18 protein-coding genes are annotated in these 21,880 nt (G+C 69.3%); 10 read left to right on the plus strand and 8 right to left on the minus strand.

The window, feature by feature from the left end:
* The first annotated feature begins 247 nt into the window (after nt 1-247).
* The 5 genes from tyrS (at nt 248) to ACE3QP_RS15605 (ending at nt 4,218) form a co-directional block, all read left to right on the plus strand.
* Nucleotides 248-1,477 carry a tyrosine--tRNA ligase gene (tyrS, locus tag ACE3QP_RS15585; RefSeq protein WP_374437402.1) on the plus strand — a complete coding sequence of 410 codons (1,230 nt, stop codon included), beginning with the start codon at nt 248-250 and terminating at the stop codon, nt 1,475-1,477.
* Nucleotides 1,467-1,715: a hypothetical protein gene (locus ACE3QP_RS15590; protein WP_374437403.1), complete on the plus strand. Its 249-nt coding sequence runs from the start codon at nt 1,467-1,469 to the stop codon at nt 1,713-1,715. Before tyrS ends, ACE3QP_RS15590 begins: the two co-directional genes overlap by 11 nt.
* An 84-nt stretch (nt 1,716-1,799) precedes the next feature.
* Complete coding sequence (locus ACE3QP_RS15595) at nt 1,800-2,627, plus strand: hypothetical protein (RefSeq protein WP_374437404.1); 828 nt, start codon at nt 1,800-1,802, stop codon at nt 2,625-2,627.
* Nucleotides 2,628-2,639: 12 nt separating this feature from the next.
* Nucleotides 2,640-3,209: a sigma-70 family RNA polymerase sigma factor gene (locus ACE3QP_RS15600; protein ID WP_374437405.1), complete on the plus strand. Its 570-nt coding sequence runs from the start codon at nt 2,640-2,642 to the stop codon at nt 3,207-3,209.
* Entirely contained in the window at nt 3,202-4,218 is a 1,017-nt protein-coding gene (locus ACE3QP_RS15605) for a hypothetical protein (protein WP_374437406.1), read from the plus strand. Before ACE3QP_RS15600 ends, ACE3QP_RS15605 begins: the two co-directional genes overlap by 8 nt.
* Here ACE3QP_RS15605 and ACE3QP_RS15610 read toward each other — a convergent pair.
* From ACE3QP_RS15610 to ACE3QP_RS15625, 4 genes are read right to left on the minus strand one after another with little or no spacing between them, the layout of a single operon-like run.
* Entirely contained in the window at nt 4,209-5,111 is a 903-nt protein-coding gene (locus ACE3QP_RS15610) for a 5'-nucleotidase (protein ID WP_374437407.1), read from the minus strand. The genes ACE3QP_RS15605 and ACE3QP_RS15610 overlap by 10 nt on opposite strands.
* Nucleotide 5,112: 1 nt before the next feature.
* A complete protein-coding gene (locus tag ACE3QP_RS15615) occupies nt 5,113-5,655 on the minus strand; it encodes a DUF1415 domain-containing protein (RefSeq protein WP_374437408.1) in 543 nt (180 codons plus the stop codon).
* Entirely contained in the window at nt 5,652-6,842 is a 1,191-nt protein-coding gene (locus tag ACE3QP_RS15620; RefSeq protein WP_374437409.1) for a M20 aminoacylase family protein, read from the minus strand. The genes ACE3QP_RS15615 and ACE3QP_RS15620 overlap by 4 nt, the downstream gene beginning before the upstream one ends.
* Nucleotides 6,829-8,178: a saccharopine dehydrogenase NADP-binding domain-containing protein gene (locus ACE3QP_RS15625; RefSeq protein WP_374437410.1), complete on the minus strand. Its 1,350-nt coding sequence runs from the start codon at nt 8,176-8,178 to the stop codon at nt 6,829-6,831. Before ACE3QP_RS15625 ends, ACE3QP_RS15620 begins: the two co-directional genes overlap by 14 nt.
* 196 nt (nt 8,179-8,374) lie before the next feature.
* Between ACE3QP_RS15625 and ACE3QP_RS15630 the strand changes: the two genes are divergently transcribed.
* Genes ACE3QP_RS15630 through ACE3QP_RS15640 form a run of 3 tightly spaced genes read left to right on the plus strand, consistent with a single transcriptional unit; the run spans nt 8,375 to nt 11,753 of the window.
* A complete protein-coding gene (locus ACE3QP_RS15630; protein WP_374437411.1) occupies nt 8,375-10,408 on the plus strand; it encodes a molybdopterin-dependent oxidoreductase in 2,034 nt (677 codons plus the stop codon).
* A complete protein-coding gene (locus ACE3QP_RS15635; protein WP_374437412.1) occupies nt 10,405-11,430 on the plus strand; it encodes an aminopeptidase in 1,026 nt (341 codons plus the stop codon). Before ACE3QP_RS15630 ends, ACE3QP_RS15635 begins: the two co-directional genes overlap by 4 nt.
* 5 nt (nt 11,431-11,435) lie before the next feature.
* Nucleotides 11,436-11,753 (plus strand): polyhydroxyalkanoic acid system family protein, encoded by a 318-nt coding sequence (locus ACE3QP_RS15640; protein ID WP_374437413.1) that lies wholly within the window; start codon nt 11,436-11,438, stop codon nt 11,751-11,753.
* A gap of 154 nt (nt 11,754-11,907) precedes the next feature.
* On the opposite strand, the gene ACE3QP_RS15645 is transcribed toward ACE3QP_RS15640, so the two are convergent.
* Nucleotides 11,908-12,159 (minus strand): acyl-CoA-binding protein, encoded by a 252-nt coding sequence (locus ACE3QP_RS15645; protein WP_374437414.1) that lies wholly within the window; start codon nt 12,157-12,159, stop codon nt 11,908-11,910.
* Between the two features lie 97 nt (nt 12,160-12,256).
* Between ACE3QP_RS15645 and ACE3QP_RS15650 the strand changes: the two genes are divergently transcribed.
* Nucleotides 12,257-13,687, plus strand: coding sequence for a wax ester/triacylglycerol synthase family O-acyltransferase (locus ACE3QP_RS15650; RefSeq protein WP_374437415.1), 1,431 nt, complete (start codon nt 12,257-12,259; stop codon nt 13,685-13,687).
* Here the strand turns inward: ACE3QP_RS15650 and ACE3QP_RS15655 are convergent, their stop codons facing one another.
* Complete coding sequence (locus tag ACE3QP_RS15655; protein WP_374437416.1) at nt 13,688-14,884, minus strand: M24 family metallopeptidase; 1,197 nt, start codon at nt 14,882-14,884, stop codon at nt 13,688-13,690. It lies immediately after the preceding gene.
* A 46-nt stretch (nt 14,885-14,930) separates the two neighbouring features.
* On the opposite strand from ACE3QP_RS15655, the gene ACE3QP_RS15660 reads away from it, so the two are divergent.
* Nucleotides 14,931-16,493 carry a C69 family dipeptidase gene (locus ACE3QP_RS15660; protein ID WP_374437417.1) on the plus strand — a complete coding sequence of 521 codons (1,563 nt, stop codon included), beginning with the start codon at nt 14,931-14,933 and terminating at the stop codon, nt 16,491-16,493.
* Between the two features lie 33 nt (nt 16,494-16,526).
* Here ACE3QP_RS15660 and ACE3QP_RS15665 read toward each other — a convergent pair whose 3' ends face one another.
* Nucleotides 16,527-19,172: a prolyl oligopeptidase family serine peptidase gene (locus tag ACE3QP_RS15665; RefSeq protein ID WP_374437418.1), complete on the minus strand. Its 2,646-nt coding sequence runs from the start codon at nt 19,170-19,172 to the stop codon at nt 16,527-16,529.
* A gap of 492 nt (nt 19,173-19,664) precedes the next feature.
* Nucleotides 19,665-21,866 carry a saccharopine dehydrogenase NADP-binding domain-containing protein gene (locus ACE3QP_RS15670; RefSeq protein ID WP_374437419.1) on the minus strand — a complete coding sequence of 734 codons (2,202 nt, stop codon included), beginning with the start codon at nt 21,864-21,866 and terminating at the stop codon, nt 19,665-19,667.
* Between the last annotated feature and the right edge of the window lie 14 nt (nt 21,867-21,880).

Here is a 21,880-nt window from a genome sequence, read left to right on the forward strand (position 1 = left end):
AACGGCGGTCGGGGGCTTGGCCTCGGGTCGCGTGCTCGACCGGCTGTGCAAGCCGGGAGCGCGCCGGGGGCGGTCACCTAGAATTCCGGCCTTTCGCCGTTGGCGCCGCTGCTGGGCAGACGGGCCGGCGGGGCCGGAACGAAGGCGCGATTCTATCGGCGGGGTGCTGCCGTGGCAGCCGGGAAACTCCGGGCAATCTCCCGTTACAGATCCAGTTTCAAGGGTAAACCCTTGATTTAGGCCACCCATGAGCCCCACCGAACACCCGATCACCGATGCCGTGCGCGAGGCCATGGCCATCAGCCTGCGTGGCGCGCAGGAACTCTTGCCCGAGGATGCCTGGCTCAAAAAATTGGCCCGTTCAGCCGCCACTGGCCAGCCGCTGCGCATCAAGCTGGGCCTGGACCCGACGGCACCGGACATCCACATCGGCCACACGGTGGTGCTGAACAAGATGCGCCAGCTGCAGGACCTGGGCCACCAGGTGATCTTCCTGATCGGCGACTTCACCAGCCTGATCGGCGACCCGAGCGGCCGCAACAGCACCCGCCCGCCGTTGACGCCCGAGCAGATCAAGGCCAACGCCGAGACCTATTACAAGCAGGCCAGCCTGGTGCTGGATCCGAGCAAGACGGAGATTCGCTACAACTCCGAATGGTCGATCGCCCTGGGCAGCATGGGCCTGATCCAGCTCTCGGCCAAGACCACGGTGGCGCGCATGCTGGAGCGCGACGACTTCACCAAGCGCTACGCGGCGCAGACGCCGATCTCGCTGCACGAGTTCCTCTACCCGCTGATGCAGGGCTATGACTCGGTGGCGCTGAAGAGCGACCTGGAGCTGGGCGGCACCGATCAGAAGTTCAACCTGCTGATGGGCCGCCAGCTGCAGCAGGAATACGGCCAGGAGCCGCAGTGCATCCTGACCATGCCCCTGCTCGAAGGTCTGGACGGCGTCGAGAAGATGTCGAAGAGCAAGAACAACTACATCGGCATCACCGAACCGGCCAACACCATGTACGCCAAGGTGCTGTCGATCTCGGACGAGTTGATGTGGCGCTGGTATGAGCTCTTGAGCTTCGAGTCCCTGGCGGCCATTGCCAAGCTCAAGGCCGAGGTGGAAGCCGGCCGCAACCCCAAGGACGCCAAGGTGGCGCTGGCGCGCGAGATCACCACCCGCTTCCATGGCGCGGCGGCCGCCGAGGCCGCGCAGGACGACTTCGAGCGCCGTGCGCGCGGCGGCATCCCCGATGAAATCCCCGAGGTGACCGTGCACGGTGCGCCCATGGGCATCGGCGCGCTGCTGAAGTCCGCCGGCCTGGTGCCTTCGAATGGCGAGGGCCTGCGCAAGGTCGAGCAGGGTGGTGTGCGCGTGGACGGCGTGGTCATCAGCGACAAGGGTCTGAAGCTCGAACCCGGCACCTATGTGCTGCAGGTCGGCAAGCGCCAGTTCGCGCGGGTGAGCTTGCATGCGGCCTGAGGCTCGCTTCACGGCCAAGAGCCCGCGCAGCGCGCTGCGCCATGGCTGGTGGGCTCTGCCGCTGCTGGTGCTGCTGATCCTGCTGGTGCTGCGCCCCTGGGATGCCAGCACACCCCTGGTGTTCCGCCTCAAGCCCATGCCGGCGGCTTCCGCCCCGGCGGCGAAGACTTCAGGCCCGCAGCCGATCGACGTCCGCATCATTCCGGCGCGGCCGGCCAGCGCCGCCGCCTCGCGCTGATTCACCCCGTTCGGGGCGCTGCTGCGTACAAGGGTTCAGGTCTGCCAGCCCGGCAGGCCAGATCCCCTGAGCCAGGAGAGCCCCATGACCCGCACCCGCCGCACCTTTTTTCTGGCCGCCGCCCTGCTTGGCGGCCTGAGCTCGGGCTGCGCCCAATCCATCAGCCCGCCGCCGGCACCGCTGGACTGGCAGCTGATCGACCGCGCCAGCGGCCAGGCCTTGCCGCGCCATTGGCACCGTGGGCGCGGCTACAGCGCCGGCGAGCCCGGCGCGCGCTACGCCATCCGCCTGCACAACCGCGGGGGCGAGCGCCTGCTGGTGGTGCTTTCGGTGGATGGCGTGAACGTCGTCAGCGGCGAAACCGCCGCCTGGAACCAGACCGGCTATGTGCTGGACCCCGGCCAAGTGGCCGACATCGCCGGCTGGCGCAAGAGCGACAGCCAGGTGGCGGCCTTCGAGTTCGCGGCCCTGCGCGACAGCTATGCCGCGCGCACTGGCCGGCCCGACCATGTGGGTGTGATTGGCGTGGCGGTGTTCCAGGAAGCGCTGCCCGAACCGCCGCCGCTGCCCGCGCCGCAGGTCAACGCGGCACCCGCAGCGGAAGCGGCGGCGCGTGACCAGCTCTCCAGCCAGGCGGCCGCCAAATCTGCGGACGCAACCGCCGAGGCCCGCGCCGAGCGCCGCGAACGTCTGGGCACGGCACATGGTCCACGTGAGTGGTCGCCCGTCAGCCGCACCGCCTTCGAGCGCCGCAGCGCCCAGCCCACCTGGGTGCAGCAGCTCTGGTACGACAGCCGCGCCAACCTCGTCGCCCAGGGCGTGCTGCCGCGCCCACCGGTGGCGCAACTGCAGCCGAACGCTTTCCCGGCCAGCCCCGGCTATGTGCCTGACCCTCCGGCCAGGGGTTGGTGACACACTGCTGCGATGGAGGAGCCCAGCGATGCCGAACTGCTACGCCGCCATTGCGCCGGCGACGCGCAAGCCTTCGCGCGGCTCTACGACCGGCATGACCGCAAGAGCTTCGATTACCTGCGCCGCCTGCTGCATCCGGCCGATGCCGCCACTGCCGAAGACCTGCACCAGGAGGTCTGGCTGGCCGTGGCGCGGGCGGCCGCGCAGTACGACGAGTCCAAGGCCCGCTTCGTGACCTGGCTGTTCACCATCGCCCGCAATCGCGTACTCGACTGGCAGCGCCAGCAGGGCCGTGCCGGCTGGGAAGTGCTGGAGAGCGCCGAAGCCTTGCCCGATGCGCCGCGCCTGCAGCCGCCCGAGCGCGTGGAGGCCGGGCGCATGGCCGAGGCGGTGGTGGCGGCCGTCGAGGCCCTGCCGCTGGCGCAGCGCGAGGCCTTCGTGCTGTTCAGCTTCGACGAGCTCAGCCTGCAGGAGATCGCCGCGCTGACGCAGGTGCCGCTGGAAACCGCCAAGACCCGCTTGCGTTATGCCCGCGACGCGCTGCGCCAGCGCCTGCAAGCCTGGAGGACGGCCGATGTCTGAGTCGCGCCGCGAATTGCCCCCCGAGCTGGAAGGCCTGGACGAATGGGGCCAGGCCTACCGCGAGCAGGTGCAGGCCGAACCGGAGGCCGCGCGGGCGGCGCGCCGGGCGCGGCTGCTGGCGGCCCTGCCAGCGCCGCAGGCCCAGGCCGAGCCGGTGCTGCAGGCCGCCGGGCCGCACCCAACGCCGCGGGGGCACGGCCGCTCGCTGCTGCCTTTGGCCTTGGGGGCTGGGCTGCTGATCGGCGTGCTCTGGGCCCTGGCGCCCTGGCGTGCGGGCGAGCCGGCGGCCGACTGGCGCTTCGCCGAGCAGAAGGCGCCGGCCACCCGACCCGCACCGGCCTCGGCCGTGCAGATCGCCCAGGCGAATGTCGAGCCGCTGCCGTCTGCCGCTCCGGCGCAGGCGGAACACGCCGACGCGGTGCGCAGTCGGGGGGAGCCGGTGGCTGGCCCCACTCATCCCGCCCGCTCGGCCAAAGCGCAGCCCGAGGCCTTCCCGGCCAAGCCGCCCATCGTGGCCGCTGCACCGGCCCCGGTGGTCGAGGAGCGCCCGGCGATCGTGGCCGCGGCACCGCCCTCCGTCATGGCGCCCCCCGCACCGGCCGCGCCTGTGGCGCAGGCCGGGTCTGCGACCGACCAGGTGGCGGAACGGGTGGCAGCGGCCGAGCCCCTGGCCAAGAAGGCCGAGGCAGCGCGCAGCGCCGAAGCCCGAGACCACTCGGTGCCAGCCATGGCCAGCACGATGCCGGCCCCGCCAGCCGCGCGAGGCGACCTGGCCGCCGGGTTGGCGCGCCCGCCGCTGGATCAACCCGACGCCCAGGGCCGCACAGCCCTGATGCGGGCCGCGTTGCTGGGCCATGTCGACGCGGTGGAGGCGCTGCTGCGCCAGGGCGCGAACCCCAGGCTGCGCGACCGCGAGGGCTTGGACGCCGCCGCGCTGGCCGAACGTGCCGGCCACAAGGCCCTGGCCGTCAGCCTACGCGCGGCTGCGGCTTCCGCGCCTCAGCCCTGATTCGAAATCCCGGCGGCCACATGGCCGCTGGGCACATGCTGGCTGGCGTGGGCGCAGTGGCCGAGCTGGTCGTCGAAGAAGAAGTCAGGCTCGAACTCGCGCAGGAACTCGCCCTTGGGCAGGCCGCCGAGGAACATCGCCTCGTCGATTTCGATCTTCCAGCTCATCAAGGTGCGGATGGCGCGCTCATGGGCCGGAGCGCTGCGCGCGGTGACCAGCGCGGTGCGCACGCGCACGGCCTGGTTGCGTTGCTGCTGCAGCCCATGCAGGGCCAGCAGCAGGGGTTTGAAGGGGCCGGGCGGCAGGGGTTCGAGCGCGTGGTGGGTCTCGTGGCGCTGGAAGGCGTCCAGGCCTTCGGACTGAAACACGCGCTCGGCTTCGTCGCTGAACAGCACGGCGTCGCCGTCAAAGGCGATGCGCAGCTCATCCGGGTGGGCGTCGCTGGCGCGGGCGCTGGTGGGGTACACGCGCGCCGCCGGCACGCCGGCGTCGAGTGCGGCGCGCACGTCGGCCTCGTTGGCGCTCAGGAAGAGCTGGGCGTGCAGGGGCTTCAGGAAGCGCCAGGGCTCGCGCCCGCGCGTGAACACGCCGCGCTGGATCGGCAGGCCATAGGCCTGGGCCGAGCGATAGACGCGCAGGCCTGAGACGGGGTCGTTGCGGCTCAGCACCACCACCTCGACGCGCGGTGCCTCGCCGGCCTGATTGAAGCCGAGCAGCTTCTTCACCAGCGAAAACGCCACGCCCGGCTTGGCGGGCACGTCCAGGCGCTGCTGCTGCAGGGCCATGTAGGCGTGGTCGTCGCTGGCTTCGAAGAGCTGGTTCTCTTCCTCAAAATCAAACAGCGCGCGCGAGGAGATCGCGACAACCAGGCAACCGTCGAGGGATGCCGGCATGTCAGGGCTTCAGACCGAGCTTCTGCCAGCCTTCGATCCCCAGCTTTTCCAGCGTGTCCATGTTCGCCTCGAAGATGGATTCGGCCTCGGGGAAGGCGGCCACGGCGCGGTCGATCGACTCCTCGCGCAGCAAATGCAGCGTGGGGTAGGGCGAGCGGTTGCTGTAGTTCGTGATGTCGTCGGGCGCGGTGCCCTCAAACTGGTACTGGGGGTGAAAGCTGGCGACCTGCAGCACGCCTTCCAGCCCGATGTCGGCCACCAGGGCGTCGGCGGCTTCGAGGAAGTCGTTGTAGTCCAGAAAGTCCGTCAGCACCTGGGGGTGGATCAGCAGGGTGGTGTCGGTCTCGTCGGGCGGCGTGTCCACAAGCCGGTTCAGCTCATTGGCCAGTTCGTACAGCAGGTCCTCAACCTTCGTGGCCTGGCTGACGACGTAGCGCACCTGGCCCTTGACCTGCACCTGCTTGGCGAAGGGGCAGAGGTTCAGGCCGATGACGGCCTTGTCGACCCAGGCGCGGGTGTCAGCGATGACTTGTTCCTCGTTCATGCCTGCTGCTCCTTGAACCAGGCTTCGACCAGATTCACCCACATCGAGCCGCCGACCGGGATCAGGTGGTCGTTGAAGTCGTAGCTGGGGTTGTGCAGGGTGCAGGGGCCTAAACCGTGGCCGCCCTCGCGGTGCTGGCCCTCGCCGTTGCCAATGAGGAAATAGCAGCCGGGCTTGTCCAGCAGGTAGTAGCTGAAGTCCTCGGCGCCCATGGTGGGCTCGAAGTGCTCCACCTTCGCGCCCATGGCCGTGAGGGTGCGGCGCACGAACTCGGTCTCCTTGGCGTGGTTCACCGTGGGCGGGTAGTTGCGCCGGAATTCGAACTGGCACTGCAGCTCGAAGCCGGCGGCCAGGTTCTCGCTCAGTTCCTTCATGCGGCGCTCGATCAGGTCCAGCACCTCCACCGTGAAGGTGCGCACCGTGCCTTCCAGCGTCACCGCCTCGGGGATGACATTGGTGGCCTCGCCGGCATGGATCATGGTGACCGAGATGACGCCGGTGTCGATCGGCCGCTTGTTGCGGTTGATGATGGTCTGGAAGGCCTGCACCAGCTGGCAGGCGGCGGGCACCGGGTCCAGGCCGAGGTGGGGCATGGCGCCATGCGCGCCCTTGCCCTTGAGCACGATCTTGAACTCGTTGCTGCTGGCGAACACCGGGCCGCTGGCCAGCGAGAACGTGCCGGCGGGCATGCCGGGCCAGTTGTGGATGCCGAACACGGCGTCCATCGGGCATTGCTGCCACAGCCCGTCCTTGATCATTTCGCGCGCACCGCCGCCGCCTTCTTCGGCGGGCTGGAAGATCAGGTAGACCGTGCCGTCGAAGTTGCGGTGTTCGGCCAGGTGCTTGGCCGCGGCCAGCAGCATGGTGGTGTGGCCGTCGTGCCCGCAGGCGTGCATCTTGCCGGCGTGCACGCTGGCATGCGGGAAGTGGTTGTGCTCGGTCATCGGCAGGGCGTCGATGTCGGCGCGCAAACCCACAGCGCGCGGGCTGTCGCCGCCCTTGACGACGCCGACCACGCCGGTGGTCCCCAAGCCCCGGATCACCGGAATGCCCCAGGTCTCCAGTTGCTTGGCAATCAGATCCGAGGTGCGCTGCTCCTGGAAGCAGAGCTCGGGGTGCTGGTGGATGTCGCGGCGAATGCGGGTCAGGTCTTCGCCCGCGGCGAGCAGGGTGTCAAGCAGCTTCATCTTGGATCGTCCAGTTCAGTCCTGCGTCGTGCAGCAGGGGCAGGGCCTCAGGGCCGAAGGCGGCGCCGGGGCTGAGCACGCCGGCGCGGCCGCGGCCCAGGCGGCCCTCGGCCAGGGCCAGGCCCACGGCCGCCATCATCTCAGGGGTGGAGCGGTAGCCCGGGTGGCCGCGGGCGCTGAGCTTGCCGCGCAACTGGCTGCCGGCCTCGCCCTGCGCCTGCCAGTGCAGCTCGTAGCCCATGGCGTCCAGCGCGGCGTCCGAGGGGCCTTCGCCGGGCTTGGGGCCGAAGCGCTCCAGCAGGGTCTGCAGGGCCTGGCGCGCGGCGTCGGACTGCGTGGCCGAGGCAAAGGCCGCCAGCGGCGCGGCAATGGCCGCCGCGGCCGACCACTGCGCCGCCAGGCTGGCGCCGCCCAGGCCCGCCAGGGTCCAGCGCGCCAGCAGGCTGTCGCTGCCCGGGGCGTGGCGGCTGAAGGGGGCGAGCAGGCGCTCGGCCAGGTCTCGCATCGCCAGGCCCTCGCGGTAGCGGAAGTTCGGCGCAAAGCGCTCCGGCGCCAGCGCGGCCGAGCGCAGCAGCAGCGGTGGGTTGACGAAAGGCGCGGGCAGGGCCGGCGCCAGCACCGAGCCGGCGGCGTCGTCCCACCAGGGTGAGAGCGGTGCCGCATTGGCCAGAGCCACGGCATTGGCATTCCAGCCCGCTGGCAGGTCTTCAGGCAGCAGGCAGTCCATGCGCTGCAGGCTGTTGCCGTGGTCGTGCGCCAGCACCATGCGCATGGAAGCCAGGGTGCCGCCACTGATCGCATCGCCCAGGCGCGACAGCGGCGGGCCGGTGAAGTGCACGGCGATGTTCAGGCCGGCCAGGCGCTCGCCACTTCTTTGCTGCAGCGCCTGGGCGGCGCCCTGGGCGCAGAGTTCGAAGGGCAGGGCCTCGTAGCCGCAGGCGTGCACGGCCAGGGTCTTGCGGCGCAAGGCCAGGGCGTGGTGGCGCTGCACCATGCGGCGCATCCAGAAGGTCTCGCCGCTCAGGTCCAGGTGGTGGCAACCGGCCTGCAGGCAAGCCAGCAGCACGGCCTCGCCGCGCTCGGCATACGGCCCGGCCAGGTTCAGCAGCACACGGCCGCGACGAGCCAGGGCTTCGATGGATTCGGGCTGGTCCAGGTCGGCGGCCAGGGTGGCGAAATCGCTGCCGGCCAGTTCGGCCAGGGCCTCGGGCCGCCTTCCGGCCAGCGCCAGCTTCAGGCCGCGCCCGGCGGCTTGCCGGCGCAGGGCGCGCACCAGTTGGCGGCCGGTGAAGCCGGTGGCGCCGAGAACAATGAGATCAAAACGTGACTTGGGCATGGGATGGGACCTTGTCCGCTCCATGGGCGGGGTCGGCATGGCGGACGATTCAGGCGCTGGGCGGCGTTGCAAATCCTCGCAATGCCACCCGGCATTGCTGCGGTGTTGCGCCTTGCCCCGCATCCCGAATCATCTCGCCAGCCTCCGTCCACCCATGGACGGACAAGGTCTAAACCTTCTCTGCCATCATGCCCGCATGAATGCGAGTTCCGATGTGCGCGTGGTCAATGGCGCCTGCCCCCACGATTGTCCCGACACCTGTGCGCTGCAGGTGCATGTGCAGGCCGGCAAGGTCATCAAGGTGCAGGGCCGGGCGGACCACCCCAGCACCCATGGCGCGCTGTGCACCAAGGTCAGCCGCTACCCCGAACGCACCCACCACCCGGACCGGGTGCTGACGCCGCTCAAGCGCGTCAGCGCCAAGACCGAGCCACCGCGGTTTGAGCCGGTGAGCTGGGAAGCCGCGCTGGCCGACATTGCTGCCCGCCTGGGCGCCATCGCCGCGCGCGACCCGCAGCGCATCCAACCTTACTCCTACGCCGGCACCATGGGCCTGCTGCAGGGGGGCTCGATGGCCGACCGGCTCTGGAACCGCCTGGGCGCCGCGCGGCTGGACCGCACCATCTGCGCCAGCGCCGGCGCCGCTGCGCTGAACCTGACCTACGGCTCGCGCGTGGGCATGCACCTGCGCTTCTTTGCAGAGAGCCAGCTGATCTTGATTTGGGGCAGCAACAGCATCGCCAGCAATCTGCATTTCTGGACCTACGCCAACCAGGCCAAGCGCAACGGCGCCAAGCTGATCTGCATCGACCCGCGCCGCACCGAAACCGCCGACAAATGCCACGAGCACCTGGCTCTGCGCCCGGGCAGCGACGGCGCGCTGGCGCTGGCGCTGATGCACGAGCTGATCCGCAACGACTGGCTGGACCATGACTACCTAGAGCGCTTCGTCGACGGCTGGCCGCAGCTGCGCGAACGCGCGCTGCAGTGGGCGCCCGAGCGGGCTGCGCCCCTCACCGGCCTGAGCGTTGAACAGATCCAGAACCTGGCGCGCGACTACGGCACCACCGCGCCCGCGGCCATCCGCCTGAACTACGGCATGCAGCGCGTGCGCGGTGGCGGCAATGCGGTGCGCCTGATCGCTCTGCTGCCCTGCCTGGTGGGCGCCTGGAAGCACCGGGCCGGCGGCCTGCTGCTCTCCACATCCGGCTACGCGGCGCCCTACAAGAACAACGACGCGCTGGAGCGCCCGGACCTGCTGGGCGCGCGCACGCCGCGCATGGTGAACATGAGCGCCATTGGCGACGCCCTGCTGCGCGCCGAGCCGCCCATCGAGGCCCTGGTGGTCTACAACAGCAACCCGGCGGCGGTGGCACCCGAAAACGGCCAGGTGGTGCGCGGCCTGCAGCGGCCCGATCTGTTCACGGTGGTGATCGAGCAGTTCATGACCGACACCGCCGACCTGGCCGACTACGTGCTGCCGGCCACCACGCAGATGGAGCACCTGGACGTGCACACCAGCTACGGCCACACCGATGTGCTCATCAACGAACCAGCCATCGCCCCGCTGGGCCAGGCCAAGCCGAACACGCAGATCTTTCGCGAGCTGGCCGCGGCCCTGGGCTTCGGCGCCGAGGCCTGGGCGCAGGAGGACGACGAGACCCTGGCGCGCCAGGCCTTGAAGGACATCGACTTCGAGCAACTGCGCGCCAACGGCTTCGTGCCCCTGCCGCTGCCCGAGGCGCCCTTCGCCGAGGGCGGCTGGCCCACGCCGCATGGCAAGGTCTGGGCCGACCACCCCGAGATCGGCCTGCCCGATTTCGTGCCCAACTTGGAGAGCATGGAGACCGCGCCGGCCCTGGCCACGCGCTACCCGCTGGCGATGATTTCGCCGCCGGCGCGCAATTTCCTCAACAGCAGCTTCGTCAACGTGCAGAGCCTGCGCGACATCGAGCGCGAGCCGGTGCTGGAGATGCATGCCGAGGACGCCGCCGCGCGCGGCCTGAGCGATGGCGCCTGGGCCCGCGTGTTCAACGCCCGCGGCGAGCAGCGCCTGCGCGTGGCCCTGAACGGCCGCGCCCGGCCCGGCGTGGTGAACGGCCTGGGCGTGTGGTGGCGCAAGTTCGGCGTGGACGGCAAGAACGTCAACGAGCTGACCCACCAGGGCCTGACGGACCTGGGCGGCGGGGCCAGCTTCTACGACTGTCTGGTCGAGGTCGAAGCGGCTTGAAGCGGCGCGCGCTGCTGGCCCTGCCCCTGCTGGGCGGTTGCGCCGAGTGGCGCTACCGGGCCAATGCCTTGGGCAGCCATCTGGACCTGCTGAAGCAGGCGCGGCCGATTGACGACTGGCTGGCCGACACCAGCACCCCGGCCGCGCTGCGCGAGCGCCTGGCCCAGGCCCAGCGCCTGCGCGCCTTCGCCAGCCAGGCCCTGGCCCTGCCGGACAACGCGAGCTACCGCCGCTATGTGGAGCTGCCCCAGCCTGCCGTGGTGTGGAACGTGGTGGCCGCACCGGTGTTTGCCATCGAGCTCAAGCGCTGGTGCTTCCCGGTGATGGGCTGCGTGGGCTACCGCGGCTACCCGAGCAAGGCCGAGGCCGAGGCCCTGGCCGCACAGCTCCAGGCCGAGGGTTGGGACGTCTACAGCTACGGCGTGCCGGCCTACTCCACCCTGGGCTACAGCAACTGGCTGGGCGGCGACCCCCTGCTTTCCACCTTTCTGCGCGGCGGCCTGCCCGAGACGGCGCGCCTGATCTTTCATGAGCTGGCGCACCAAGCCGCCTATTCGCCCGACGACAGCGGCTTCAACGAAGCCTACGCCACGGCGGTGGAGCGCCTGGGCCTGCAGGCCTGGTGGGCCGCCCACCCCGACGCGCAACTGCAGGCGCTGGACGAGGCGCGCGAACAGCGCCGTGCCCGCTGGCAGGCCCTGGCCGTGCAGGCGCGCGACGAGCTGCGCGCGATCTACGCAGATGACACCCGGGATCGCGCCCGCGCCAAGGCGGAACGCTTCACGCAACTGCGCGAGCAGATCGACGCCCTGGCCGTGCAGGATCCGGGTTACTCGGGTTACCGCGCCTGGGCGCAGGCTGCCAACAATGCGCACCTGGCCCTGCTGGCCACCTACCACCAGCGCGTGCCGGCCTTTGAAGCCCTGTTTGAACGCCTGGGGCGGCACTGGCCGGACTTCCACGCCGAAGTGGCCCGGTTGGCCCGCCTTCCCCGCGCCGAGCGCGATGCCTTGCTAACCTGAAGCCCATGTCCACCATCCACATCCACCGCGATCACCACCTCGGCATGGCGCGCGCCCGCGAAGTGGCCTGGCAATGGGCCGAAGACGCCGAAGCCCGCCTGGGCATGGAGTGCACGGTCTACGAAGGCGACGACAGCGACACCATCGAGTTCACGCGCAGCGGCGTCAAGGGCGAGCTGGTGGTCACGGCCGACACCTTCGAGCTCAAGGCCAAGCTGGGCCTGCTGCTGGGCGCGCTGCGCGGCACGATCGAGAGCGAGATCGAGAAGGAGCTCGACAGGCTGCTGGCCGCCAAGGCCAAATCGCCTAAGAAGCGGAAATGAAACGCGGCCCGAAAGGGCCGCGCTCTTGATCCAGTGCCACCGCGGAACCGGCTTTGCCGGGCCGCTGGCGCCGCCGAGGGCCTGAGGCCTCGGCCTTCGTGAGGCTTGGTCAGTCCTCAGGACTGTCCAAGTCCGCACTCAGCCCCCTGGGGGACTATTTCAAGCTCTCGATCAGATCGATGTACTCCTGCATCGCATCCTCCGGGCTCTTGCCCTTGAGCTCATCCCAGGCGCCCCACTTGGCGCGGCCCACCATATCCATCATGCCGGGCTTCTTGGTCTCGTTGTCGCCTTCGGTGGCCTGCTTGTAGAGCGCGTACAGCTGCAGCAGGGTGGCGTTGTCCGGGCGCTCCGAGAGCTTCTTGGAATCGGCCACGGCTTTTTCGAATTTCGCTTTCAGGCTCATCGTGTCTCCTTGGGTCAACAGCCCGGCTAAAGAGGGAAGGGTGCGGGCCATGTTAGCGACAGAATCCCGGCGAATCCCCCCTTAGAGCCCGCACTCCATGAGCCTCAGCACCGAGCGCATGAGCCGTGTCGACACCGCCTGGCTGCGGATGGACACGCCCGAGAACCTGATGATGATCGTCGGGGTCTGGTTCCTGAAGCCCAGCATCTCGCTGGATGCGCTGCGCCAGCGCTGTGTCGAACGCCTGCTGCCCTACCGGCGCTTCCGCCAGTTCGTGCGCGAGGACGTGCTGGGCGCCGAGTGGGTGGAGGACCCGGATTTCGACATCAGCCGCCATGTGCAGCGCGCCGTGCTGCAGCGCGAACCGGGGCAGACGGCCACGCAGGCCCTGCAGGCCCATGTGGGCGCGCTGGCCTCCGAACCGCTGGACCCCAAGCACCCCCTGTGGAAGTTCGAGCTGATCGAGGACGTGGAGGGCCAGTCGGCGCTGGTGGCGCGCATCCACCATTGCATCGGCGACGGCATCGCGCTGATCGCCGTGATGCTCTCCATCACCGATGGCGGCGCGCCGCCGCCACGGCGCCGGCGTGAACCCGAACCCGAGAGCGAGGCGGATTGGATCGTCGACACCCTGCTGCGTCCGATCACCGACATGACGGTGAATGCCGTCCACCTGGCCGGCAAAGGCGCGGCCAAGGGCATGGACCTGCTGATCGCGCCCGACACGCCGGTGGACGCCACGCTGCACATGGCCAAGCTGGGCTACCAGGCGGTGAGCGATGTGACGGCCTTTGCGTTGATGCCGGATGACTCGCACACCCGGCTGAAGGGCAAGCCGGGCCCGAGCAAGACCGTGGCCTGGGCTGATGGCCTGGGGCTGGAGCAGGTCAAGGCGGTGGGCAAGGCGCTGGGGGCCTCGGTGAACGACGTGCTGCTGAGTTGCGTGGCCGGCGCCATCGGCGCCTACCTGCGCGCCAAGGGCGACGACCCCGAGGGCCAGGAGATCCGCGCCATGGTGCCGGTGAACCTGCGCCCGCTGGAAAAGGCCTACCAGCTCGGCAACCGCTTCGGCCTGGTGCCGCTGGTGCTGCCGATCGGCATCGCCAACCCGGTGGAACGCCTGTTCGCCGTGCGCGAGCGCATGCAGGAGCTCAAGGGCAGCTTCCAGCCCATCATGGCCTTTGGCCTGCTGGCGGTGGCGGGCCTGCTGATCAAGCCGGTGCAGCACGCCATGCTGAACATCTTCGCCAAGAAGGCCACGGCGGTGATGACCAATGTGCCGGGCCCGCAGAAGGCCCTGAGCTTCTGCGGCAGCACGGTGGAAAAGGTGATGTTCTGGGTGCCGCAGAGCGGCGATATTGGCATGGGCGTCAGCATCCTGACCTACGCGGGCAAGGTGCAGTTCGGCCTGATCACCGACGCCGGCCTGTGCCCCGACCCCGAGGCCATCATTGCCCAGTTCGAGCCCGAGTTCGAGAAGCTGACCCTGCTGACGCTGATGCTGCCCTGGGGTGACGAGGCGGGTTGATCAGACCTGCAAGCCGAACGGGTCGTCCACCGCGTGCGCCGGCGGCGTGAACCAGCGCGGGCCCTGGGCCGTCATGTAGAAGTGGTCTTCCAGCCGGATGCCGTAGCGGCCCGGCACCACGATCATGGGCTCGTTGCTGAAGCACATCCCCGGAGCCAGCGGCGTGCGTTCGCCGCGCACCAGGTAGGGGCGCTCGTGGATGTCCAGGCCAATGCCGTGGCCGGTGCGGTGCGGCAGGCCGGGCAGGGCGTAGTCAGGGCCCAGGCCGCCGGCCTCCAGCACCTGGCGCGCGGCGGCGTCGGCCACCTCACAGGGCTGGCCCAGCCGGGCGGCGGCAAAGGCGGCGGCCTGAGCGGCTTTTTCCAGGTTCCACAGGCGGCGCGTCTCGGCGTCGGGCGTGCCGAACACATAGCTGCGTGTGATGTCCGAGCTGTAGCCATGCACATAGCAGCCGGTGTCGATCAGCACCATGTCGCCGTCCTTCAAAACCTGCGGCTCCTTGACACCATGCGGGAAGGAGCTGGCCACGCCGAAGAGCACGATGACGAAGCTGTTGCCGGCCGCGCCCACGCGCCGGTGCGCCTGGTCGATGAAGGCCTCGACTTCGTCCGTGCGGATGCCGGTGCGCAGCATCGAGGCCGTGGCGCGGTGCACGGCCAGGGTCATGTCAAAGGCGCGCTGCATCAGCGCCAGTTCGGCGGGCGATTTGTGCATGCGGCACTCGGCCGTCAGGTCGTGGCCATTGCGCAGCACCAGGCCGGCGTGCTGCAGGCCGTCGACGACGAAGCAGGGCGCGCTCTCATCCAGCGCCAGCAGCACGGGGCCGGGCACCAGGCCGCGGATCAGCTCGTAGGGGCTCTCGTGCTCTTCCCAGGTGTGCAGGGGGCCGGGCAGCAGCAGCAGCTCTTCCACCGTGCCGCGCTCGAAGGCCGGGGCGATGTAATGCAGCGGCCCTTCGGCCGGCAGCAGCGCGCCCACGAAGCGCTCGCTGGCGCGCCAGCGCAGGCCGGTGAAATAGCGCAGGTTGGTGCCCGCGTACAGCAGCAGGCCGGCCAGCCCCTGCTCGCGCAGCAGGCCCTGCACCTTGGCGATGCGCGCCTGGTACTCGGCCGGCTGGATGTCCTGCGCACCGGCCAGCATGGGCTGCAGCGTTGCCAGGGCCTGTTCGGGGCTCAGGCCCCCCACTCCAATCGTCATCTCAGCTTCTCCGGATAATTGGATCCATTATGCAATCGAGGTCTCTATGTGCACCGTGATCTTCGTCGGCCCCGGCGCCAGCGCCGATGGCAGCACCCTGCTCAGCCACTCGGACACCGGCCAGGACTCGCGCGTGCGTCGCGTGCCGGCGGCCACGCATGAACCCGGCAGCGTGGCGAGCTTGTACGCCGGCATCCAGGATGTTCGCCCCGACCCGGAGGACTTCGGCGAGGTGCTGGGGCAGATTCCCCAGGTGGCGCGCACGCATGCCTACTTGCACAGCGCCTACCCGCACCTGAACGAACACCAGCTGGCCCTGGCCGAAAGCACCACCAGCCAGCGCCCCGAGCTGGTGGCGCTGCGCGGCGAAGGGGAGGGTTGCCTGACCATCGAGCAGGCCATGGCGCTGGCGCTGCAGCGTTGCACCCAGGCGCAGGAGGCCGTGGAACTGATCGGCCGTCTGATGGAGGCGCAGGGCTTCCTGCCCTCCTGCGGCGATGGCGGCGAGCTGCTGCTGCTGGCCGACCCGCAGGACGCCTGGGTGATGGAGGTCTTTGGCGTCGGCAAGGGCTGGCGCAAGGACAGCGGCCAGCCCGGCGCGCTGTGGGCGGCGCGGCGCATCGCCCGCGATCAGGCCCTGGTGGTGGCCAACTGGAGCGTGCTGACCGAGCTGGCCCCGGCCGACCCGGACGTGCGCATCGGCCGCGGCGTCATCGAATTCGCGCAGGCGCGCGGCTGGCTGGCGCCGGGGCAGTCGCTGCATTGGCGCAATGCCTTCACGCCGCTGCCGCGCGAATGGGCACTCTCGCGCCTGTGGCTGTTCCACCAGCGCTTTGCCCCCAGCCTGCGCGAATGGCCGCAGCGCCAGCTCGGGCCCGATGCGCACCAGACCCTGGACGCTTACGTCCAAGCCTTGGAGCCGATCGACCTTTACCCCATGTCCATCCGTCCCGAGCGGCCGCTGGCGCTGGCGGACCTGATGGCCTTTCACCGTGACACCTTCGCCGGCACGGTCTACGACCTGACGGCCCAGCCGCAGTGGACGGTGCAGGACTCCGAGGGCAAAAGCCGCAAGAGCGAGCTCGCCACGCCCTTCCCGGGCCCGGAGCTGACGCGCCTGCTGCGCCTGACGCGCCGGCGCCCGGTGGCGCGCCACTTCGGCCATTACGCCGCCATCAGCCAGCTGCGCAGCGACCGCGCGCACGACGCCGCCGGCGTGTACTGGCTGGCGCTGGACAACCCGATTGCCGCGCCCTGGCTGCCCTTCTCGCTGGCCACGCGCCAGATGCCCGAGCCGGTGCGCGACTACGACCCCGATCGCTTCAGTACCGGCTCGCTGCGCTGGGCGGTGGACTTCGTCGACAACCTGATGCGCCTGGGCTGGCAGCGCGCGCTGCCCCTGGTGCAGCAGCGGCGAGATGCCTTCGAGGCCGCCCTGCAGAGCGAATGGCTGCTGCTGGACGCCGCGCTGGCGCGCGAACCCGATGCCGCCAAGCGCAGCGCCCAGGCCACTGCCTTTGCGGAGAGCACGGTGCAGCGCGCGCTGCAGCGCTGGGTGGAGCTGCGCCATGAACTGCTGGTGCAGCTGACGAACAACCGCTGGGTTTGAAAAGCAACAAGGCCCCTCGCGGGGCCTTGTTGCTTACTGGGCCTTGCCGAGGTGTTGCAGCCAGAAGGCTTCGTACTTGCGATGCCAGCCGGCGGTCTTCACCGCGCCGCCCATGCCGTGCTCGCCCTCGGGGTCGAGGAACAGGTCCACCAGCGATTCCTTGCCCGATTCGAGCAGGGCGCGGTAGACATTGACGGTGTCCTGGTACAGCACGTTCGGGTCCATCATGCCGTGCACCAGCAGCAGCGGCTTCTTGAGGTTCTTGGCGAGCGGCAGCAGCGAGTACTTGCGCAGATTGGGCTTGCTGCGGTCCACCTTGCCGATGGTGCGGCCGCTGTACCAGCTGTTGTAGTTCTCCCATTCGGTGGGGCCGGCACCGGCAATGCCCGCGGCGTACAGGTCGGGTTTAGTGAACAGGGTGTGCTGGGTCTGGAAGCCGCCGAAGCTCCAGCCGTTCAGGCCCACGCGGGCGCCGTCCACCCCCAGGTTCTGCACGATGTGGCGGTGCAGGTCTTCCAGGTCCTCACTCTGCGGCACGCCGGGCTGCTCCCAGTTAGCGTTGCTGAAGCGGCGGCCGTAGTTGGAGTGGCCGCGCGTGTCCAGCGTGACGGTGACATAGCCATGCTTGGCGGCCATGTACATGCCGAACTGGTAGGCGGTGGGCTGGTAGCTGTCGGTCTCCACGCTGTGGCGGTCATTCAGCGGGCCCCCGTACACGTACACCACGGCCGGACGGCGGTCGCTGGCCTGCCAGCCATTGGGCTTGAACCAGTAGGCATGCAGGGTGTCGCCGTGGCGGTTCTTGAAGCTGAAGCGCTCGGGGGTGAGCGTGTTCATCAGCGAGGCCAAGGCCGGGTGGTGGCTGCTGGTGAGTGTGCGGGGCTGGGCACCCAGCAACTTGAGTTCAGGCGGCGCAGCCCAGTGGCCGGCCACGGCGGCGGCTTGCTGGCCGTCAAACGAGACGGCGGCGTTGCGGTGATAGTCGGGCGCCTGGCCCAGGGCCTGCATCTGGCCGCTGGCCATGTCTGCGCGGTACACGTTCATGGCGGCCAGGTCGTCCTTGTTGGCCAGCACGAACAGGGCCTTGCTGTCGGGCGTGAAGCCGAGCACCTGGTGGGCCTCGAACTCACCCTTGAGCAGGGGGCGCAACTGCTTGCTGGCCAGGTCCAGCGCGTAGGGCTGGCGCCAGCCGGCCTCGTCCAGCACCGTCACCAGGGTCTTGCCGTCGGGCGTGAACTGCGGGCGCAGCACGCTCACCACTTCATGGCCCACGTCGCCGCGGCGCTCGATCACCACTTCCGGCTTGGCTTGCTCGTCGGCGCGGCCCAGGTAGACGCGCAGCAGCTCCTTCTCGCGCTCCCAGGTGGCGAAGCTGTAGTGGCGGCCGTCGTCGCTCCAGGCCACCGGGCTCATCTCGAACCAGACGTCGCCGCCCTTGTGGGTGAATACCGGCTCGGGCTGCTTGGGCAGCGGGCCGTTGCCTTGCGGCACGGCGCGGATGTAGAGCGCCGTGGGCGGCACCATGCGCTTGTCGTCCGGCACTTCGCGGTCCACCTTCTTGGCGGTGGCAAAGCGTTGGTCGTAGCCCATGATCTCGACCTGGCGGCCGGGCTTGGGCGGCGGCTTGCCTTCCTCACCCAGCGGGGCGCGGGCCAGCAGGGCCATCCAGCGCCCGTCCTTGCTCAGGGTGGTGGCTTCGATCTTGTACTTGCGCTCGGCGTCGTCGGGGTGCACCAGCTCGTGGTTCAGCACCTGCACGCCGCCCTGGGCAAAGCGGGTGCGCAGCACACGGGTCTCGTCCTGGAACACCAGGCCCTGGTCGTCGCGGCTGTAGGCCACGGCGCGCAGGTTGCGGCCCAGGGCCAGCAGGGGCTGGGCCTGGGCTTGACCCGCCTGCCAGCGCAGCAGCTGGCCGCGGTACTGGAACACCAGCTCGTCCTTCTCATGTGCCCACACGAACTGGGCCACGCCGGGGTAGAGGTCGGTGGGTTTGAGCTTGTCCTTGGCCTGCTTCTTCTTCAGCTCGTCGCGCCACTCCCAGTCTTCCTTCTCCAGCGGTTTGGGCGGGGTGGGCGCCGCGGCCGAGGCGGCTGCGGCCGGTGGCAGGGGCTTGCCGCTGCGCTTGGCCTCCAGTTCGGCCATGGCGCGCTTCTCGGCTTCGGCCTCCAGCTTCTCGGCGGCCTTTTGCGCGTCCTCGCGTTCTTTCTTGGCCTGCAGTTCCTTCTTGAGCGCCTCGATCGCCGTGCGCTCCCACTGGTTCAGGTCCACGTTGGAGCCGCGCAGGTACGCAGCTTGCGCCTCCTCGCGCGCCTGGCGCTCGGCCCATTCCTGCTGGCGCTGCTGGCGCTTCTTGTCAAAGCGCTCCAGGTTCTCGGGCGTTTCCACCGCGGCTATCAGCGAGGGCGAGCTCAGGCGCAGGGTGTTGCCGCTGCGGGTGTCGTGCACATAAAGATCGCTGCCCGGCTCGCCGTAGGGGTTCCACAGATAGGCCAGATAGCGCCCGCTGCGGCTGAAGGCCGGCTGCTTGGCGGCTTCACCGCGCAGGGGTTGGGCACGGAACAGCTGCTCCAGGCTCAAGGCCGGGGCCTGGACGGGCGCCTGTTGGCTGTGCGAGGGCAGGGAAACGGCGGTCAAAAGAACCGCCAGCAGCCCGACGGCCGCTTGGTGACGAATGCGCATGGGGAGGGGAGGGCCGTGATGCCCGAGCTGGGCGGCCGTGGGACGAAATTCTAGGAAGCAGCGTCTGGGCGCAGCAGGGCCGAAAGGCATGGTCCTGTGCCGCATCGGTGGCGTTTTTCGCGAAAGTTCTCGGTGTCACTTCATCAGGGGGCTGGGGCGCTGTGCGCAGTGAAGTAAAGGAGGAGGCGCTGTCCGGCAGGACAGCGCCGGGGGACATGAACGGAGCACAGCGCCCCTGCCCCCTGATGGGCTCGGTGGTGGTGTGCGTCGTGCACTGTTCCTGCGTGAGTCTGGCGCGGCGAGGGCGCGGGGTGGGTGGCTCCGTTCATGTCCCCCTCCGCTGCGCTGCCGCGCAGCGGATTCCGCCTTGACTTCACTGCGCCACCCACCCCACACCCTCGCTTTGCAGCACCGAGCTCCAAGAACAGGCGAGGGCGCTGCAGAAACGAAAAACCCCCGGCGAGCCGGGGGTGGTGGTGAGGTCTGAGCGACTTATTCGGCCGCTGCAGCCTTCTTGCGGGCCGGCGCCTTGCGCGGCGCCGCCGGCTTCGCAGCGGCCTTCTTCGCCGGCTTGGCCACGGGTTCGGCGCTGCCGTTGCCGGCTGCCTTCTTCCGCGCCGCTGCCTTCTTGGCGGGCTTGGCGTCTTCCACCGCGCCGCCGGCCTTCCAGGTCTTGCGCGCTTCAAGTGCGAGCTTGACGACCTTGGCAATGTCCTTGTCGCTGAACACGCCGTTCACGCCCGAGATCGCGGCCAGCTTCATGCCGTGGCGGATGCCGAGCTTGTAGATCTCCTTGACCTTGGGCCACTCGGTGTCGCGGCCGATGGTGAAGACCTCGAAGCGGCCCTCCAGCGCCAGCACGATGGTCTCGGCCAAGCAGGCGTAGATGACGTTGTTGGGCAGGCCGATGCTCTTCATGCCGCGCACCTTGGTGGGCAGCTCGATCTCGCCACTTTCGATCACCAGCACGTCCGGGCGCTTGGCCACTTCCTCGGGCGGCAGGTCCAGCGGGCGGGCCACATCGGTGATGACGCAGCCGGGCTTGACCTTGGTGATGTCGAGGATCTTCTTGCCTGCACCCGAGGTGCTGGTGACGATCATGTCCATGTCGGCCAGCAGGCTGTCGTAGTCGGTGGAGCAGACCACCTTGGCGTCGGGCGTGTCCTTGAGGATGCTCTTCTTCAGCTCCTCAAGCTTCTTCATGTCGCGGCCGGCGATGACCACTTCGTCGAAGGCCATCGCCAGCAGGCGGGCGGAGACGGAACCGATCGAGCCCGAGGCGCCGATGACCATGGTCTTGGCGGGCACGCGCTTGTCGCCCTTCTTGACCTTGACCAAACCCATGCGGCGCATGGCATCGGCCGCGGCCCAGAGCGCGCCCGAGGCCGAGTAGCTGTTGCCGGTGGTGATGGGGATGCTGGAGCGCCGCGCCACGGTGATGCCGGCGTCGCCCACCACCTTGGTGAAGGCGCCCAGGCCCATGATCTGTGCGCCCAGCTTCTCGGCCATCTTGGCCGCCTGCAGCAGGCGGCGGTAGGTGAACTCGGGGCTGCGTGCCAGCATCTCCTTGGGCGTGCCGCCCACGGTGATGAGCCAGCCCTCGGCCTCGGCCCCGGTGGGCGAGACGATGTTCTCCATCTTGCAATAGACCATCGGCGGCATGTGCGCGGCCAGGGTCTCGACCTGGTTCATGATGAACTTGGGCGTGCCCTTGGGGATGGGCAGGCCCTTCTTGATGAACTCCTGCGAGAGCGGGTGGATCACGAAGGCGAAGCGGCGGATGTTGCGGAACTTGCCGGTCGGGTGCAGCAGGCGCGGGGCGATCTGCAGCTCGTCCAGGATCTCGGTGAAGTCGTCGTCCGACACCGCCTCGGGCGGCTTGCCCAGCGCGGCCAGGATCATGGCCTCGATGACGTTGATGCCCACCACCTGGTCGAACAGTTTGGGGCTGACGTCGATGACGAGGTTGACCTTGCACTGCTTGAAGAACTTGAGGCGGTCGTCGTCCACCGCGGAGGTGATGACAGTCTTGCCGTTCAGGTTGTCGGCATTGCCCACCGCCTTGATCTCGGCGAAGGTGCCGACGATGAGGTGGGCGCGCTCGACCTCGGCCATCACCTTGCGCTTCTTCAGGCCGGAGAGCGAGGCTTCCAGGATCTCGCGCGGCTTGCCCGGCAGCACCCAGCGCGTGCCCTTGGCGAACAGCTCCAGCTGTTCCAGCGAGGTGAGCATCGTGGGCGCGCCGGTCTGGAACAGCGCGTCGGCGAAGTTCAGGTTCTTGGTGTACTCGGACAGGGCCACGGCCATGTCGTAATTGCGCATGCCCGAGAGGAACAACACGATGTTGTTGTTGAAGTAGTTGCCCAGCTCGTGCTGCACATGGCGCACGGCGCGCACCTGCAGCAGGCGGCGCAGGGTGGCACCGGTGGTGGCGGGCACGCGCGTCACCACGTTCAAGAGGCGCCGGGTCTCCTTGTTGACGACCGAGTTCAGGCCCACCTGGTAGTGGTCGCCGATCTCACCCAGGCCCACGGCGTCGGCCTCGGCCTGGTGGCGGCGCAGCAGCTCCCAGGCCTGCGTCAGGTCGTCGTCGGCGCCCAGGCGCTGGACTTCGAAGTCCTGCCCCAGGAAGCGGGTCTTGAAGGAGAAATCCTGCTGGGAAGAGCCCAGGGTGACGGTGATGACTTTCTTCATGAGTCGGGTCCTTG

This window comes from Inhella sp. (assembly GCF_041912635.1).
Lineage (GTDB): Bacteria > Pseudomonadota > Gammaproteobacteria > Burkholderiales > Burkholderiaceae_C > Inhella.

What these genes read in the sequence shown, in the direction of transcription:
- tyrS (WP_374437402.1), top strand. Translation starts at nt 248, where the DNA reads ATGAGCCCCACCGAACACCCGATCACCGATGCCGTGCGCGAGGCCATG.
- ACE3QP_RS15590 (WP_374437403.1), top strand. Translation starts at nt 1,467, where the DNA reads ATGCGGCCTGAGGCTCGCTTCACGGCCAAGAGCCCGCGCAGCGCGCTG.
- ACE3QP_RS15595 (WP_374437404.1), top strand. Translation starts at nt 1,800, where the DNA reads ATGACCCGCACCCGCCGCACCTTTTTTCTGGCCGCCGCCCTGCTTGGC.
- ACE3QP_RS15600 (WP_374437405.1), top strand. Translation starts at nt 2,640, where the DNA reads ATGGAGGAGCCCAGCGATGCCGAACTGCTACGCCGCCATTGCGCCGGC.
- ACE3QP_RS15605 (WP_374437406.1), top strand. Translation starts at nt 3,202, where the DNA reads ATGTCTGAGTCGCGCCGCGAATTGCCCCCCGAGCTGGAAGGCCTGGAC.
- ACE3QP_RS15610 (WP_374437407.1), bottom strand. Translation starts at nt 5,111, where the DNA reads ATGCCGGCATCCCTCGACGGTTGCCTGGTTGTCGCGATCTCCTCGCGC.
- ACE3QP_RS15615 (WP_374437408.1), bottom strand. Translation starts at nt 5,655, where the DNA reads ATGAACGAGGAACAAGTCATCGCTGACACCCGCGCCTGGGTCGACAAG.
- ACE3QP_RS15620 (WP_374437409.1), bottom strand. Translation starts at nt 6,842, where the DNA reads ATGAAGCTGCTTGACACCCTGCTCGCCGCGGGCGAAGACCTGACCCGC.
- ACE3QP_RS15625 (WP_374437410.1), bottom strand. Translation starts at nt 8,178, where the DNA reads ATGCCCAAGTCACGTTTTGATCTCATTGTTCTCGGCGCCACCGGCTTC.
- ACE3QP_RS15630 (WP_374437411.1), top strand. Translation starts at nt 8,375, where the DNA reads ATGAATGCGAGTTCCGATGTGCGCGTGGTCAATGGCGCCTGCCCCCAC.
- ACE3QP_RS15640 (WP_374437413.1), top strand. Translation starts at nt 11,436, where the DNA reads ATGTCCACCATCCACATCCACCGCGATCACCACCTCGGCATGGCGCGC.
- ACE3QP_RS15645 (WP_374437414.1), bottom strand. Translation starts at nt 12,159, where the DNA reads ATGAGCCTGAAAGCGAAATTCGAAAAAGCCGTGGCCGATTCCAAGAAG.
- ACE3QP_RS15650 (WP_374437415.1), top strand. Translation starts at nt 12,257, where the DNA reads ATGAGCCTCAGCACCGAGCGCATGAGCCGTGTCGACACCGCCTGGCTG.
- ACE3QP_RS15655 (WP_374437416.1), bottom strand. Translation starts at nt 14,884, where the DNA reads ATGACGATTGGAGTGGGGGGCCTGAGCCCCGAACAGGCCCTGGCAACG.
- ACE3QP_RS15660 (WP_374437417.1), top strand. Translation starts at nt 14,931, where the DNA reads ATGTGCACCGTGATCTTCGTCGGCCCCGGCGCCAGCGCCGATGGCAGC.
- ACE3QP_RS15665 (WP_374437418.1), bottom strand. Translation starts at nt 19,172, where the DNA reads ATGCGCATTCGTCACCAAGCGGCCGTCGGGCTGCTGGCGGTTCTTTTG.
- ACE3QP_RS15670 (WP_374437419.1), bottom strand. Translation starts at nt 21,866, where the DNA reads ATGAAGAAAGTCATCACCGTCACCCTGGGCTCTTCCCAGCAGGATTTC.